Consider the following 15,805-nt stretch of genomic DNA (forward strand, 5'->3'; position numbering starts at 1 on the left):
GGCGGGTACGGCGCGGTCTACCGGGTCGAACCGCTGGAGGGGTCGGGTCGGAGCTTCGCGCTCAAGCTGTCCCTGCATCCGGATCCCGCGCGGGCGCTGCGGGAGATGTCGCTGCTGTTGGACCGGGCGTGGCATCCCCAGGTGGTCCGCGTCCACGCCACCGGGCGCTGGCCGGACCCCATCGACGGGCTGCCGTACTTCGTCATGGACCATGTGGAGGGGATGGCGCTCCACACGTGGGCGGAGATCCGCAACCCCACATTCCGGCAGTTGGCCATGGTGGGCGGCTCCGTGGCGATGACGCTCGACGTGCTGCATGCGCGGGGGGTGCTGCACCGCGACCTCAAGCCGGAGCACATCCTCGTCCGGGAGCCGGGCCACGTGCCGGTGCTCATCGACTTCGGCGCCGGGGACCAGGCGGGGGCCACCACCCTCACCACCACCACCCTGCCCCCGGGCACGCTGCACCTGCGCAGCCCGGAGGCCATCCGGTTCCAGCAGCTCCACTGGCGGCAACCGGAGCTGCGCTATCCCTATACGGAGGCGGATGACCTGTACGCGCTGGGGGTGTGCCTGTACCGCGCCGCCACCGGGCACTACCCGTTCTCTCCGGAGCTGACGCCGGACCTGCTCACCGTGGCCGTCACCCAGCGGCTGCCGCCGTCACCCCGGACCATCAATCCCCAGGTGCCCGTGCCGCTCGCCACGGCCATCCTGCGGCTGCTGGAGAAGGAGCCGGAGCGGCGGCCTCGCACGGGGGTGCAGGCGCATGCGGAGCTGGTGGAGGGACTGCTCTCCGACGGTGCGGCGTTCGAGGCGCGGCTCTTCGACGAGATACCAGGGGAGGAGCCCGGGCGGATCCGTCGCCCTGATTGGCCGTCCCAGCCCTACCGGACGGCGGAGCCCGTGGCGCTGCTGCCACTGATCCGTCCCGCGAGTTGGCTCCAATCCCAGGGAGGCACCGGGCTGATCAGCCTGATGGTGTGCCTGATGCTCCTGGTCGCGGGCTCTGGAACCTGGGAGGTCCTGTCGGGGGCCTGGACTCGCAATACAACCCCAGGGGTCCTACCCAATCCTTCCGCCTCCAGTGGTCATAAACTGGCGAGTCCGCCCGAGCGATCGCACAGTGTTCCTGTCGCTGCCCCGCTGACCACGGGCCCTCCACCGGCGACCGTTGCCCCCGTGGCGACGCCTCCCAAGGAACGCTCACCTGTGACTTCCAGACCGACTGTTTCAGCCCCTGTCGCAACGCCCCCGAAGCCGAGCCGACCGCTCAAGGCCGTCATGGCTTCGGTCTGTATGGGAATGGCCTGCGCCAGCAATCCGCCCATGATGGATCGTCCCGATCCTCCCTTCGAAAACTGCCCGGAGGCGTCGGTCGCAGCCATGAAGGAACTGGGCGTCTATGGCACCCTGCTGGACGGCATGTTCGATCGCAAGGGGCCGCGGAATGGGAATGTGACCGTTCGTGAGGGACGGATTTCCATCTGGGTCTATGGCAATAACGGCGTCAGGGATGGTGACACGCTCACGGGTGAATTATACATCGGCGCCGAACGGGTCTATGGTCATTTCACCCAGCTTCGGCAGAAGAAGACCGGTGAAACCTTTCCCATCTGCTTTGAGTTCTGGACGCAGAACGAGCGTCTGAAAGGACTGCCCCGCCTCAACAGCAGCGCAGATGACAACGCGGTCCTCTCCAACCAGATCGAAGTCAAGACCGTGCCGCGACACTACGAGGATTAGCGTGAAGGCAAATGTTTCTCTTCCTCCTTCCACTTCTTGCGGCCGCTGAGGTCCTGGCGTCTGACGCAACCTCGCCGACGCCACAACAAACGTGTCGGTGCACCGTGGAACTCTCCGCGCTGCTGTCCTCGGGCATCCTGAATGCTCAAGGCGTCACGTCCCTGAAACTCGACGCTCCGGGCGCGTCGGGCTCCGTGAGCAACAAAGCGGACTTTCAGGTCAGGAGTTTTCGCTCTTCACAACGGATCGCGGTGCTCATCGAACTCCCCGAAGGAGCGTCACTGCCAGGCAGGGACCTTCTCGCAAGCCTGAGCGCACCCCGGCCTCAAGTCCTTCCGACCTTGCAGGTGCTTCAAGTCGCACCCAGCACAGCAAGCAAAAGGGCCCGGATCATCGTGGAAGCATCAACGTCCGCCATGGAGGCCGGTGGCATCTACACGCTGGAGCTCCTGGACGCGGAGGGCACGCGGTTCCTCATCCTTCCCGAGGTGCGGTTCCCGACCCTGTAGCAGTTTGAGGAGCGCGTTCCGAAGGACCCTCTGACGCCGCGGGGGGTCACATCGGCAGAAACCCCGTTCAAACCCGGCGAGCCTGGCGAGAAGCGCAGCGCCAAGGGACGTGCCGGGCACCACCTTGGGAAACCTGTCCGACTGTCGGACAGGTTTGGACACCTCGTCCGCGAAGACGGGCTTCCAGCCTGAGCCTTCGCCCCAAGCCCCTCCGCTTCGTGAGGCTCCCCCTCTGGGGACACATGGCCAGCGGGGCTGACGCTTCCTGATCAGCGCTTGCGGTCCCGCCGCCACATCGCGGGCGTGGCGCCGTGGGCCCGCCGGAAGGCCTTGCCGAAGTGCACGGCATCCGCGAAGCCCGTCGCTTCGGCGACCTGCTCCAGCGAGGCCGGCGTCGTCAGCAGCAGCGTCTGCGCGCGCTTGAGGCGGGCCTGCAACTGCCATTGATACGGTGCCATGCCGGTGGAGGCCTTGAAGGCGCGGCTGAAGTGCGCTTGCGACAGGTCCACCAGTGCCGCCAACGCCGACAACTCGACCCGCTCGGGCAGGCGCGACTCCAGGAAGTCGAGCACCCGCCGCAGTTGCCACGGCGCCAGGCCCTTGCGCGTCAATGGGCCTCTCCCACGGCGCGAGCCCAGCGCGGCGAAGATGGCGGCGGTCAGGCCGTCCCCGTAGAGCTGGGTGGTGGGGTCATCGTCCTCCACCACGTCGGCGAGCAAGCGCACCAGCGTCCAGAGGCGGTCATCGGCGAAGCGCAACCGAGGCGCACCCAGGTCGTCGGGGCTCAGTGCCTGGCCCAGGCGCTCGCCCAGCGTCGGCAGGTCGAAGAGGAGCACGGCATCGCGCACCATGCGCGAATTGGCGCTGTAGCCCCACAGCGGCATGCCAGCGGGCATGAGGTTCAGCTGCCGGGGGACGTAACCGATTTCGCAGGGCTTGTTTTCGCGCAAGCGGGGCTCGCAAGGCGAGCCCACCTCCTCCAGCAGCGCGCTCAGTCGCGTGTGACTTTCCAGGAACAGGGGATGCTGGGTCGGGCCCGAAGACCGGATCTCGTTCACATCCACGCAGATGCCGTTCCACTTCCGTCGAACGACGGAAACGCCAACCACGTTCTCCGGCAGCGGGCTCAGCCGTTCAGCGCGCGTCTCCACGGCATCGTTCTCCCGAGTGGGTCCATCGCTCAGGAGAACGTTGTCAGCAATCCGAGGGACAGTCATGCCCCCCGAACCCGGGAAGGCCGCTCGTTCAGACGCCCCGACCGGTCCGGCCTGCCAGCAACTGCATCTCCCAGGCGAAGGCCACGGCGCTGCCGCCGCCGTGATCGCCAAGCACGCCGGCGAGGGCGGCGGCGCTGGCCTCGCGGGCCCAGTCGCGCTGCCACTCACCGAGAATCGCCATCCAGGTGATGGGCGTCACACCCGCCATCTGCATGCGCCTCACCGCCATGTCATGCGCCTCGCGGCTGACGCCGCCCGAGGCGTCGGTGACGGCATAGACATCGTAGCCTTCGCCCGCGGCCTGGATCGCGGGCATGGCCAGGCAGATCTCAGTCCACAGCGCGGCGATCACCAGCTTCTTTCGCCCTGTCTTCTTCACCGCGTCCACCACGCGGCGGTCTTCCCAGGTGTTGATGAAGGTGCGGTCGATGGGCTTCTGCTCGGGGAACACGTCCTGCAGACCCTTGACCAGGAAACCACCGCGCTCCGCGAGGACGGTGGTGAGCAGGGTCGGCACGTCGAAGACCTTGGCCGCCTTGGCCAGGCCGACGACGTTGTTCAGCACCATCGTCGGTTCGTGGCTGTGCAGGTTGGCGAACTGGTAGGGCTGGTGGTCGATCAGCACCAGCACGCTGTTCTGGGGCGTCAGCAGGGCATCAAGCCCGCGGTAGGAGGAAGCCTGGTTCGTGCTCATGACGACATTGGGCCCGATACCGGATGCGGAAACACGGTACGGACCTGCGGCTTCTGGTCCGTTCCTGCTCCGAAATCAGAACGCCGTCGCGCGAGCGATCTGCTCCGTGCGCTCCACGTCCGCCAGCACCTGCGTGAGCTTCTCGCGGATCGCGTCCGCGGCATCCGCGCCCAGGGGGAGCCGCAACGTCGTGGAACCCGAAGCCACGGCCTCCACGATGGCGCGCGCGGCCTTGGCGGGGTCACCGGGCTGCTGACCGTCGGACTGCGTCGCATACGTGCGCATCGGTCCGACCGTCTCGGCGTACTCCGCCATCGCCGGCATCGCCCGGTACGACGGGCCGAGCAGGCTCGTGCGGAACATGCCCGGCTCGACAATCAGCACCCGCACGCCCAACGGCCCGACCTCCTTCGAGAGCGCCTCCGACAGCCCCTCCAGCGCATGCTTCGCCGCGCTGTACGCGCTCGTGCCCGGGTAGGTGGCGAACCCGGACGCGCTCGTGAGCTGCACGATGGTGCCCGAGCGACGCTCGCGCATCTGGGGAAGCACGGCGCGCGTCATCGCCACCGCGCCGAAGAACAGCGGCTCGAACGCGGCCCGGAGCTCCTCCTCGCTCGTCTCCTCCACCGCGCCGAGAAGGGTGTAGCCCGCGTTGTTCACCAACACGTCGATGCCGCCGAAGCGCTCCGTGGCCGCCGCGACCGCGCTCCGGACCTCGTCCGCCTTCGTGACATCCAGCCGGACCGCGAGGACCCGCTCGGGGTCGCGCGCCACCAGGTCCGCCAGCGTGCGCGGATCCCGTGCCGTCGCGACGACGCGCTCTCCCCGCGCCAGGGCCTCCTCCACGATGCAGCGACCGAACCCCGACGACGAACCCGTGACGAACCAGACCCTGCCCTGCTGTGCGCTCATGACGTCCTCCATGGCCCACAAACTACGGTCCCCGACTCCGCCCCGAAACACGTCGTATCTGGATGCGCTTTGTAGTTACGCTAAAGAATGCGCGATGACCTCTCGGGCCTGACGGCGCTCCTCGCGGTGGCGGAGAAACGCAGCTTCACCTCCGCGGCGAAGCAGCTCCGCGTCACCCCTTCCGCAGTGAGCCAGAGCCTGCGGGCACTGGAGGAGCGCGTCGGCGTGAGGCTCCTCCAGCGCACCACGCGCAGCGTCGGACTCACCGAGGCAGGGGCCCACTTCCTCGCCCGGCTGGAGCCCGCGATGCAGGGCGTACACGAAGCCTTTGAATCCCTGGGCGAGCTGCGCGACCGCCCGGCGGGCGTCCTGAAGCTGACCCTGCCCCGCTACGGCTACCAGGAGGTGCTCGCGCCCCAGCTCGCGGCCTTCCTCGCGGCCCATCCCGACATCCAGATGGACATCCATCTGGAGGACGCGCTCATCGACATCGTGAAGCGAGGCTTCGACGCGGGCATTCGCATTGGCGAGCTGCTGGAGCGCGAGATGATCGCCGTGCAGGTGAGCAGCGACATCCACATGACCGTGGTGGGTTCACCGTCGTACTTCGCGACGCACGGCAAGCCCCGGCACCCGCGCGACCTGCGCGACCACGACTGCATCAACTACCGCAGCCGGACGCATGGGGGTTTCTCCCGCTGGGAGTTCGTGGACGGCGGGAGGCGCATCGAGGTCGCGGTCCGAGGGCGCGTGTCCCTGGACGACGTGGACTTCATGGTGGACGCCGCGGTGGACGGCCTGGGACTCGGCTTCCTGCCGGAGACCCGGGTGCGGAAGTTCATCGCCGACAAACGCCTCGTGCGGGTGCTCGAACCGTACTGCCCCGCCCTCCCCGGCTTCTTCCTCTACTACCCGAGCCGGACCCACGTGGCGCCGAAGCTCAAGGCGCTCATCGACTTCTTGAAGAAGGGCCGACGGCGCGGCGCGGTGAAATGATCAAGCCCCGAGGGCCATCGCGGGCGGCACAAGCCACGGGGCCGCCAACGCTTCCGCCTCCGCCAGCAATCGCAGACGTCGGGCCTCGTCGGGCGCGGGCGCCACCGTGCTTCGCGGAAGCGCGTCGTACGTGCGGCCGTCCAGCACGCGCCCCGTCGTCGCCTTGCGCACGCCGCCCCACTGCTTGAAGAAGAAGGCCACGCCCGCGGCGTCACACTGCTCGCGCACCGAACGCACCCAGGCCGGATCCAACGGCCTCGCCTTCGCGCCGCTCTCCCCGCCGACAATCACACCGTCCACGCCCGTGAAGTCCACCGGGCCCAGGTCCTCCAGCAGCGGCTCCACCGACAGGAACCGCACCCGCGCCTGGGTCGCCTGGAGGTGCTTCACACGTGGCAGGCCATACCTGCGGTCCTCCACGCTGACGCCCCACCACACGTTCGGCAGCCTGGCGGCGAACGCCAGCCGCGTGGACAGCAGCCGCTGCATCCGCTCCGAGCGCTTCGTCAGCACCTGGAACGTGTGCCAGTCCGCCAGCGCCATCACCCGCGCCACCGTCTCGATGTACGCCTCCGGGACCTCGTCCAGGAACAAGTCGCTCATCGAGTTCACGAACACGCGCTTGGAAGCCTTCCAGCGCAGCGGCTCGGCGAGCTTCCCCGGAATCAATCTCAGGTCGAAGCCCTGCGTGTACGGATGCCCGGGCACGCCCCGGAACCGCTCCGCGAACGTCTCCGCGTAGCAGTGCTTGCACCCCGGGCTCAGCTTCACGCAGCCGCGCACCGGGTTCCACGTCGCATCCGTCCACTCAATCTTGGAGTTGTCAGCCATGGCGTCCGGAAGGAACACCCGGACCGCCCGCCCCCATCCCCGGCCGCCTACTTCGCCGGGGGCGTCACGGTCAGCGACTTCGCGCGCTTCTCCACCGCGCGCAGCGTGTCCACCACCGCGTCCTTCTGCCCCACGTTCGCGAGGAACCCCGGGATGGAGCCCGCGGGGTCCACCGTGAACTTGTACACGACCCAGGACCTCCCCTCGCCCTTCGCCTCCACCTTCCAGCTGCCCTCGTTCAACCGCAGGCGCACCACGTCGCGCCTCGCGGGGAACGCGTCCGGCTCCGCCTTCCAGTGCTGCTGGTACACGCCCGTCCCATCCGGCGCGACCTTCGACTCCGTCACCACGTGGCAGATGTAGTCGCGCGAGGACACCACCGGCAGGTCCAGCCGCGTGTACGTCAGCCGACCTCCGTCGTCCGTCGGCTTCACCACCCGCGACTCCTTCACGTACGGCATGAACAGCCGATAGGACTCCATGTCCTCCAGCGTCGCCTGCACCTGCGCGGCGCTCGCCTTCAGTTCGCCCTCCGCCCAGATGTCCTTCGCCTTGGTCCCCGGGCGCGGCCGCACCTTCACCACGAAGGGCTCCGTGGCCACCGTGTCCCAGGCCTCCTCCGCCCCCGCCACGCCCGAAACCAGCAGCACCGCCGCAGCCACCGCCCCGCTGAACCGTCGCGTCATTTCCACCATGCACCTGCCCTTGGGTCGCGCACGCCGCCGAACCCGTATCCCATCTTTCCGACACCTGGACGACCCACGCCCTGCCCACGAACACACGGAACGCACAGGCCGCTCGACTTTGCCCTCCAGCCTTGGCAAGCCTTCGTCCCATGCGTCCTCACTATTCCGGTCCTCCGCCCGAGCGTGGCCTGTTCTGCAACCGCACCCTCAACATGCGGGCCATCAAGGCCGTGGGCTACGACATGGACTACACGCTCATCCACTACCGGGTGGAAGCGTGGGAACGCCGCGCCTACGAATACATTCGCGACCGACTGGTCGAGCAGGGCTGGCCCGTCGCCGACCTGACGTTCGACCCGATGCTCGCCATCCGGGGCCTCATCATCGACACCGCCAAGGGCAACCTGCTCAAGGCCAACCGCTTCGGCTTCGTGAAGAAGGCCCTCCACGGCAGCCGGCCCATGGACTTCGACGCGCAGCGCGAAGCCTACAACCGCACCATCATCGACCTGGCCGACCGCCGCTGGGTGTTCCTCAACACGCTCTTCTCCCTGTCGGAGGCGTGCATCTACGCGCAGCTGGTGGACCGGCTGGACGCGGGCCAGCTCCCCGGCCCCATGGGCTACGTGGACCTCTACGAGCACGTGCGCAAGAACCTGGACGCCACGCACATGCAGGGGCGCCTCAAGGCCGAAATCATCGCGGACCCCGAGCGCTACGTCATCGATGATCCGGAGACGCCGCTCGCGCTGCTGGACCAGAAGAGCGCCGGCAAGAAGCTGCTGCTCATCACCAACAGCGAGTGGGCCTACACCGAGCCCATGATGCACTTCGCCTTCGACAAGCACCTGCCCGAGGGCATGACCTGGCGCCAGCTCTTCGACGTCGTCATCGTGAGCGCGCGCAAGCCGGAGTTCTTCACCACCCGCTCCACCCTCTTCGAGGTGGTGGAGGCCAACGGTGAAGCGCTCCTGCGCCCCCACTCCGGCCCCCTCAACCGCAGCAAGCCCTACTTCGGCGGCAGCGCGCTGGAGCTGGAGCGGCACCTGGGCCTGTCCGGCGATGAGATCCTCTACGTGGGCGACCACATGTTCGGCGACGTGCACGTCACCAAGAACGTGCTGCGCTGGCGCACCGCGCTCATCCTGCGCGAGCTGGAGGACGAGGTGCGCTCCATCGCCGCGTTCCGCGCCACGGAGGTGCGCATCGGCGAGCGCATGCTCAAGAAGGAGCGCCTGGAGGACGAGAGCTGTCAGGTCCGGCTGGAGCTGCAGCGCCGCCGTCACCAGTACGGCCCCCGCACCGACACGACCGAGGCCGAGCTGGTCGCCCGCCTCACCGAGCTGCGCACGGAGACGGAGGCCCTGGACGCGGAGCTGGGCCCCATGGCGCGCGCGGCCGGGGAGCTGTCCAACCCCCACTGGGGCCTGCTCACCCGCGCCGGCAACGACAAGAGCCATCTGGCGCGGCAGGTGGAGCGCTACGCGGACATCTACACGTCGCGCGTGAGCAACTTCCTGTTCGCCACACCCTTCGTCTACCTGCGCAGCCCGCGCGGCAGCCTCCCGCACGACCCCAGCCTGCCCGGGGGCACGCCTGTCTTCACCACCGGGGACGGCGCGGGCAGCGGCCCCGCGGAGTAGCCGCCGCCACGCGCGGGACCCGGGCGCCTCGCCTACTGCGTGAGGCGCCACAGGGCCTGGAGGTCCGCGGGGAGGTTGCTGGCGAACTTGTCCGCCTCGCCCTCCGTGATTTGATCCTGGAACGCGCGCAGCACGGCGCGGATCACCAGCTCCGCGCGGTCCACGGGCAGCTTCAGGTCCTCCGCCACGGATTCGATGAACTCCTCCTGGCCGAAGCGCTGGAGCCGAGCGGGACGCTCCTCCGCTGGCGGTAGGAAGGCCACCAGCAGGCGGGGCAGCTGCGCCTCCAGGTTGCGCGCCCCCTCCGGCAGGACGCGGCGCTCCAGGGTGGTCAGCACCGACACGGCGGCGCACTCGGCGAGGTTGCGGGGCAGCCCGCTCACCTCCTCCAGGTGGCGGAGGAAGGCCGCGTAGGTGGCTCGCAAGTGGGAATCGTGGCGCCGCTCGTGGCGGGCCTGCTTCTCGGCTTCGCTTTCATGAGACTGGGCCATGGCACACCTCGGGTTGGGTGAAGGAAGGGCAGCCCCAAGGTGCCCATCCCCCCGGCCGTTGGCGGCGTCCAACCAGCCGGGCCCAGGCCTCCGACGCCCCCACCTCCGGCCGCCCACCTGCGGAAATAGCCGCCAAGTGCCCGGAGTTACTGAACATGTGTCCAGACCTCGGAATGGAGGGGGACCTGGCGGGCAGGCGCGCGAACCGGCCATGTCAGACCCCTCCCGTATGAATGATCGCGTGAGCCACTCGACCCCGCCATCGTCGTCGTCGCGAGTCCTGGAGCAGCGCAACCTGCTGGGGGGACTCGACCTCCTGCCCGTGATGGGCAGCCGCAAGCGCGCGCGCCAGTTCCACGTGTCCACGGAGCGCAAGCTGGGCTTCGCGGCGGCGCTGGCGCTGGTGGTGGAGCACGGGCGTGAGAAGGCCAAGGAGACGGGCACCACGTCGATGACGCGCTGCCCGCGCTGCGGCCACACGGGGCCCACGGAGCAGGACTTCGGCTTCCGCATCATGAGCCGGGGCCAGCGCCGTCCGCAGTCCTGGTGCCGGGGCTGCCGGGGTCAGCACCTGGAGCCGGTGGTGAACGCTGCCGCCCCCCAGCCCTCGGACGGCTGGCTGTTCCCGCCGGAGACCACCCGTCAGCAGAAGGCCCGGCCGGAAGCGAAGCCGAGCAAGCCCAAGGCGAAGAAGCGCGCGCGCCGCAGCAACGACGACCTCACCTGAGCGGGCGGCAAGGGTCCGCTCGTGCGGCCCGACGCCCCTCACCGTCAGGTGGCGGCCCTGAAGGTGTCCGCCGACTGCGCGCCTGCCGTGACTCCGCACCCTCGAGCGCCGTGCACCGTGCTGGCTGACACCGCGCCCGGACGAGCGCCCACTCCCTGCATGCACCGGGAGCGGCCCTTGCCCCGCCCGTCGCCAGGGATGGCATCACCTCCATGGGGTCCCTACCTCTTTGAGACAGGAGGACTTCTATGTCCGTGCGGACCCTGATTGCAGGAATCAAGAACAAGCGGCGCGTGGATGCCCATGCGGCCCAACCCAGTGTGCAGGCCAGCAAAGGCCGCAAGACGCTGGCGCACGACGACGAGGCGGAGCTGCTGCGGCAGAAGGACTTGAAGCGCGTGACGTTGGGCCCCGCCGCGGGCGACCACGGCCCCAAGCGCAACAACCGCGGCACCGGGCTGCGGGGCCGCAAGAAGGCGCCCAGCCAGATCCACATCAAGGGCGCGGGCGGACCGCGCAACCGCTCCGGGCTGCACGGAGGCTGACGGTTTTCCGCCCCGGACTTCACGCCGGAAAAGACGACGCCCCGCGTGGGAGACGAAGCCCCCTTCTCAGGGGACCGCCTTCCAGCGCGGGGCGCGGTGCTGCTTCAGGGCGTGGGCGCGCCGGTCAGTAACCGACGTAGCCGCTGCCGCTGTTGAGACCCTTGATGCCGGGGACGTTGGACACCGAGCCGTAGCGCTCGATGGAGTAGCGGACGCCCGCGATGATGTTGTCCACCGGGTTGCGGATGTTGTCGTGGCCGGGGAGCTTGTGCGCGTCGAACGTCGGCTGGATGGTCTGCATCAGGCCGATGGAGGGCGTGCCCTTCTGCGCGTTCGAGTCCCAGTTGTTGATGGCGTTCGGGTTGCCGCTGGACTCGTGCTCGATGATCTTCGCGATGTCCTGGGGGTTCATCTTCTCCACCGGGACGCCGTTCGCCTTGAGGATGTCCATCGCCTGCTTGATCCAGTCACCGACCTGGCCGGGGGGCACGTCGCCCACGGGCTCCGCGCCGCTGGCGCCCTGGGTCTGCTCGGTGCCGCCGGTCAGGTTCGGACCCTTGGGGCCCGCGCCTTCGGCCTGGAACTCGTCCTTGGCGCCCGGGATGTTGAGCTTGGCGTCCGCGTAGATGAGGTCGGCGTTCTTGATGTTCGGGTTCGCCTTCATCAGCGAGCCGACGTCGGTGTTGAACCGCTTGGCCAGCGCGCCCAGCGTGTCGCCCGACTTGATCCGGTAGTCACCCATGTGGAGAACCTCGCGATTGCCGAAAACCGTTATGCCTGATTGTCGGTCCCCTACTTGCGGAGTTGCGCCTACATTTGCGGTTTTGTGGGTGGTTTCACGCAGAGTCAGTCTTTGACCGACCTGCTGGAATCCTGTGCCGGGACTGTCGCCGCGAAAGCCCCAGCAGCACGGCCAGGGTGACGGCGCCCAGGGCCCCGGGGGCCGCGGTGCAACCTCCTCCGCTCACGGACGGGGGGCCGTCGTCGGAAGGCAGGGGGTCGGTGATGGCTTCGCAGGGGGTGAAGCAGCGGCAGGCGTCCTCGCCCTCCACCTCCAGCCGGGCGCACACGCCCTGTCCGCCGCACACGGCGTCCTCCGAGCACGTGGCCCCATAGGTCCCCGCCTGGAGCGCGGGCAGCAGACACCGGGCGGGAGCGTCCCCGGCCGCGACGCAGAGGAGGCCGGCGGGGCACTCGGCGTCGGTGGCGCAGGACGCCTGGCAGAGGGCGTCCAGGGACAGGGGCACGGGGGACAGCGGGGGCGCGGCTTCGTCCAGGAAGGGCTGGAGGAAGTCCGAAAGGGCGTCCACCCGCACCTGGACCGCCTCCGAGCGACAGGCCACGTCCCCACTCACGGTGAGGCCCCACAGCACCTCGTTGCCCTCCGGACCGCCCAGCACGGGACCGCCGCTGTCGCCCACGCAGGTCATCGCCGGGGAGGGCCCCGCCTGGAAGGCGTCGGTCCGCACGCCGGTCACCTGGAGCTGGCCCTGTCGCCGCTGTCCCGAGGGACGGGCCGCGTCCTTCGTGTCCCCATAGCCCACCGCGCGCACGAAGCTCCCCACCGCGACCGGGGCGTCCTGCCCGCCGGGGAGCCGGTAGGGCGGGACGTCCTCCACGGGCGTCGCCAGCCGCAGGAGGGCCGCGTCCCAGGCGTGGGTCGCCGGGTCATAGGAGGGGTGGGCCACGGCGCGGGTGACGCGCACGAACCGGCCCCCAGGCCCGGGCGCCCCGGGCTTTGGGTGAAGGGTCGGGCCCAGGAAGACCTCATAGGGGCCCGCCTCGCCGAAGAGGGCCAGGCAGTGCGCCGCCGTCAGCACCACGTCCGGGGCGATGAGGGCGCCCGAACAGAGGAGCACCGGCGGCTCCCCCCCACACCGCGTGCGCCGGGCCACCAGCGCCACCGCCGCCGTGTCTCCGGGCGCATCCGTCCCCTGGACGAGGCCCTGGGGCCGGGAAACCGCCGGGGGGGTGGCTTCCGAGGGGCTGGAAGCAGGCAGGCAGGCGAGCAGGAGGAAGCCGGCGAGCGCAACCCCCCTGGGGGGTCGGCATCCTGTCGGGTCCCGGGCGGACGCGGTGGACCGTTTCGCCATGGGGCGCATCATAGGTAACAGGGGGTCGTGGGAATGGGGTAGCGCCCGCGTTACCTTGCCTTGGGGGGTCGTGAACCGGATAGAGTCCGTTGCACGTCTCCCTGCCCACCCGGCCAGAAGGCGTGCTTCATGACGCTCTTCGGTCCGGAGGTCTACCGGTCCGAGCGGGAGTCAGACAGGCTGCCTGCCTGCCGTTCATGCCGTTTGGGCCTGCCGCATTGAAGGGCCCGCCACACCTTCACGGGTGGTGGGTCTGCAACCCTTTTTGGAGGATGTTCACATCATTCGCGAACAGAAGAGTCGCGGTCCCAACCGGGACCAGAGAACCAACCGCCGCATCCGCGCGCGGGAAGTCCGTGTCGTCGGTGCGAACGCCGAGCAGCTGGGCGTCATGGCCATCGAAGCCGCGCTGAAGCTCGCGCAGGAGCAGGGGCTCGACCTCGTCGAAGTCAGCCCCATGGCCAAGCCGCCAGTCTGCAAGATCATGGACTACGGCAAGTTCAAGTACGAGGAGAAGAAGAAGGCCTCGGACGCGAAGCGCACGCAGGTGGTCATCCAGCTCAAGGAAGTGAAGCTCCGTCCCAAGACGGAGGAGCACGACTACGAGTTCAAGGTGCGCAACACCCGCCGGTTCATCGAAGAGGGCAACAAGGCCAAGGTCGTCATCCAGTTCCGCGGGCGTGAAATCACGCACAAGGAGTTGGGCAGCGCCATCCTCGATGACGTCATCAAGGACCTGAAGGACGTGGCCGTCGCCGAGCAGATGCCGCGCATGGAAGGCCGGCAGATGTTCATGATCCTCGCGCCGACGCCGAAGGTCGCGCAGAAGGCCCGTGAACTGGCGCGCCAGGCTGCGGCAGCCGCCCGCAAGTCTTCGCCGCCGAGCCAGAAGAAGCCGCACCCCGAAGGTGGCGCTCCCGCCCAGGAGGGTGCTTCCACCGCGCCCGCCGATGCCGAGGACACCGGTACCAGCGACGACGCCGACGATACGGGCGACGAGCAGGATACCGCGACCGCGACGACGTAACCGCCTCGCGCGAACGGGCTTCGCGTCTCCCCTTCCTCGTGAAGACGGGAGACGCGCCCACGGGCGGTGCCCCTCGGAGTGTCTCTCCAGGGACCCGCCCGCGCCCGTCGTCCGGGCCGGCTTCAACGTTCCGCGCGTCGCGGGGGGACCCACCGGTGCCCCCGCTAGAAGCGCAGGACCCGCGTGCGCTGGCGCCGCCCCCACTCCATCAGCAGGAACGTCACCCCCACCGCGAGCATCGCGCTGGCACCGCCACACCCGGCGGCCATCGCCTGCTGGGACGGGCCCGTCAGCGCACTGCCCACCGTGCCCACGTCCTGGGGCGGGTCGAACGAGGACGGTCCGCCGGAGCCTCCCGTGGCGGCCACGCGCCGGTCGTCTTCCTGGAACTGGGACGCTTCCTTCGCCGCCACCGCCTGGGACTTGAGGGACGACGCGCTGGTGGAGAAGAAGGACAGCCGGATGCTGGAGCCGGAGGACGGCTCGATGCCGAAGAAGCACACCAGCGGCACACCCGAGGGCAGCACCTCCGGCGCGGCCGGGTAGCCCGCGAAGCCGGACACCGACGCGAGCTCCTTGCCCGCCCCCGGCTTGCCGCTGGAGGAGAGCGCGCGGACCCACAGCCGGTAGCCGCTGCCGTCGCTCCGGGGCTGGTTGTAGAAGAGGTACACGGCGCTGCCCACGCGGGTGAGCGCGGGCTGCGTGGCCCAGTCCCCGTCGTCCAGCACGCGCACCGCGGAGCCGAACGCGCTGCCGTTGAAGTGGCGGTAGATGAGCCGCTCGGAGTTGTCCTTGTAGACGAGGTGCAGGCCGCCCTTCCCGTCCGCCACCGCGCTCAACGCGGCCCCGTGGTAGATGCCGTCGGAGAAGGCGGTGCGCGTGGAGGACCAGGTGGACAGCGACGCGCTGTCATCGCGGATCCGGTAGCGCGTGGAGTCGTGGCCGTCGTGGGAGCTCCACAGCACCATCATCCGGCTGCCCAGGCTCACCAGCCGCCCACCGCCGCGCTTCGGGATGTCCCGCGCGAGCGCGGACTGTTCGCGGAAGGTGGAGCCGCCGTCGCTGCTCACCGCGATGCTCAGCGTGTTGCTGGCGTCCTTCTCCCGGAAGAAGGCCTGCACCCACAGCCGGCCCTTCGAGTCGCGCGCCAGCTCCGCGCGGTAGTACGCGGTGCTGGAGCTGGTGGAGTCGAAGACGCGCACGGGGGACTGGGGACTCCAGCGGCCCTTGGATGCGCTGTAGCGCCACCACTGGAAGTACACGTCCCGGCTGGTGGAGCCGCTGATGCCCGTGCTGTCCGGCGTCTCCACCGCGTAGACGAGCGCCACGTCCTGGCCCACCGCGATGAGGTCCGCGCGGTCATACGTGGAGCCGTCGTGGATGACGCCCTCCAACTTCCAGGTGCCGCCGCCGTTGTCGCTGCGGAACATGCGCAGCCCGTGTCCGTCCAGCCCGCCCTGCTGCACGGCGGAGAGCAGCACGGAGCCCTCGCTGCGCGACACCCGTACGATGTGCCGGTGCGCGGGCAGCGTCAGCGCGTTGCCACCCCGCACCGGGATGGCCGACGGCGGCGTCGCGGCCGTCATGCCCGTCAGCAGCAGTCCCGTGAGTACAGCCCAACCCATTCCAGCCCCCGTCCGTTGGATTCCTGGCGGGAAAACTGGTGGGTGGGGCCGGTCCGGAGAAGG

General features: G+C 69.3%; 15 protein-coding genes. 6 read left to right on the plus strand and 9 right to left on the minus strand.

Features of this window, described 5'->3' with window-relative positions; genetic code table 11:
- Window positions 1–1,746: serine/threonine protein kinase (locus D7Y13_RS25270; protein ID WP_147444345.1), on the plus strand; the 1,746-nt coding region annotated here is incomplete at its 5' end.
- Between the two features lie 778 nt (window positions 1,747–2,524).
- Here D7Y13_RS25270 and D7Y13_RS25280 read toward each other — a convergent pair.
- The 3 genes from D7Y13_RS25280 to D7Y13_RS25290 all read right to left on the minus strand — a co-directional run bounded on the left by D7Y13_RS25280 (window position 2,525) and on the right by D7Y13_RS25290 (window position 5,078).
- Complete coding sequence (locus D7Y13_RS25280) at window positions 2,525–3,406, minus strand: helix-turn-helix domain-containing protein (protein WP_120584238.1); 882 nt, start codon at window positions 3,404–3,406, stop codon at window positions 2,525–2,527.
- 94 nt (window positions 3,407–3,500) lie between these two features.
- Window positions 3,501–4,166 (minus strand): hydrolase, encoded by a 666-nt coding sequence (locus D7Y13_RS25285; protein WP_120536243.1) that lies wholly within the window; start codon window positions 4,164–4,166, stop codon window positions 3,501–3,503.
- A gap of 75 nt (window positions 4,167–4,241) precedes the next feature.
- Complete coding sequence (locus D7Y13_RS25290) at window positions 4,242–5,078, minus strand: oxidoreductase (protein WP_120584243.1); 837 nt, start codon at window positions 5,076–5,078, stop codon at window positions 4,242–4,244.
- Window positions 5,079–5,165: 87 nt separating this feature from the next.
- Here D7Y13_RS25290 and D7Y13_RS25295 point away from each other — a divergent pair, with 87 nt between their 5' ends.
- Entirely contained in the window at window positions 5,166–6,074 is a 909-nt protein-coding gene (locus D7Y13_RS25295) for a LysR family transcriptional regulator (RefSeq protein ID WP_120536244.1), read from the plus strand.
- On the opposite strand, the gene D7Y13_RS25300 is transcribed toward D7Y13_RS25295, so the two are convergent.
- Both D7Y13_RS25300 and D7Y13_RS25305 read right to left on the minus strand, forming a co-directional pair.
- Window positions 6,075–6,905, minus strand: a complete 831-nt coding sequence (locus D7Y13_RS25300) for a DUF5131 family protein (protein ID WP_120584242.1) — start codon at window positions 6,903–6,905, stop codon at window positions 6,075–6,077. It abuts the gene before it with no gap.
- A 47-nt stretch (window positions 6,906–6,952) separates the two neighbouring features.
- Complete coding sequence (locus D7Y13_RS25305; RefSeq protein WP_233595657.1) at window positions 6,953–7,591, minus strand: START domain-containing protein; 639 nt, start codon at window positions 7,589–7,591, stop codon at window positions 6,953–6,955.
- Window positions 7,592–7,740: 149 nt separating this feature from the next.
- Here D7Y13_RS25305 and D7Y13_RS25310 point away from each other — a divergent pair, with 149 nt between their 5' ends.
- A complete protein-coding gene (locus D7Y13_RS25310; RefSeq protein WP_120584237.1) occupies window positions 7,741–9,234 on the plus strand; it encodes an HAD-IG family 5'-nucleotidase in 1,494 nt (497 codons plus the stop codon).
- A 32-nt stretch (window positions 9,235–9,266) separates the two neighbouring features.
- On the opposite strand, the gene D7Y13_RS45830 is transcribed toward D7Y13_RS25310, so the two are convergent.
- Window positions 9,267–9,659, minus strand: a complete 393-nt coding sequence (locus D7Y13_RS45830) for a DUF2267 domain-containing protein (RefSeq protein ID WP_158620402.1) — start codon at window positions 9,657–9,659, stop codon at window positions 9,267–9,269.
- Window positions 9,660–9,936: 277 nt separating this feature from the next.
- Here D7Y13_RS45830 and D7Y13_RS25320 point away from each other — a divergent pair, with 277 nt between their 5' ends.
- Both D7Y13_RS25320 and D7Y13_RS25325 read left to right on the plus strand, forming a co-directional pair.
- Window positions 9,937–10,452, plus strand: a complete 516-nt coding sequence (locus D7Y13_RS25320; RefSeq protein WP_120536248.1) for a hypothetical protein — start codon at window positions 9,937–9,939, stop codon at window positions 10,450–10,452.
- Window positions 10,453–10,700: 248 nt separating this feature from the next.
- The gene (locus tag D7Y13_RS25325; protein WP_120536253.1) at window positions 10,701–10,997 is read left to right on the plus strand and encodes a hypothetical protein; all 297 of its coding nucleotides are present in this window, start codon (window positions 10,701–10,703) and stop codon (window positions 10,995–10,997) included.
- Between the two features lie 124 nt (window positions 10,998–11,121).
- Here the strand turns inward: D7Y13_RS25325 and D7Y13_RS48160 are convergent, their stop codons facing one another.
- Window positions 11,122–11,739 (minus strand): transglycosylase SLT domain-containing protein, encoded by a 618-nt coding sequence (locus tag D7Y13_RS48160; protein ID WP_120536254.1) that lies wholly within the window; start codon window positions 11,737–11,739, stop codon window positions 11,122–11,124.
- A 94-nt stretch (window positions 11,740–11,833) separates the two neighbouring features.
- Window positions 11,834–13,090 (minus strand): S1 family peptidase, encoded by a 1,257-nt coding sequence (locus D7Y13_RS25335; protein ID WP_167508774.1) that lies wholly within the window; start codon window positions 13,088–13,090, stop codon window positions 11,834–11,836.
- Between the two features lie 280 nt (window positions 13,091–13,370).
- Between D7Y13_RS25335 and infC the strand changes: the two genes are divergently transcribed.
- Window positions 13,371–14,117, plus strand: a complete 747-nt coding sequence (infC, locus tag D7Y13_RS25340) for a translation initiation factor IF-3 (RefSeq protein ID WP_120533875.1) — start codon at window positions 13,371–13,373, stop codon at window positions 14,115–14,117.
- A gap of 164 nt (window positions 14,118–14,281) precedes the next feature.
- On the opposite strand, the gene D7Y13_RS25345 is transcribed toward infC, so the two are convergent.
- Complete coding sequence (locus D7Y13_RS25345) at window positions 14,282–15,742, minus strand: sialidase family protein (protein ID WP_120584236.1); 1,461 nt, start codon at window positions 15,740–15,742, stop codon at window positions 14,282–14,284.
- Window positions 15,743–15,805 lie beyond the last annotated feature (63 nt).

It is taken from the genome of Corallococcus praedator, from assembly GCF_003612125.1.
GTDB lineage: Bacteria > Myxococcota > Myxococcia > Myxococcales > Myxococcaceae > Corallococcus > Corallococcus praedator.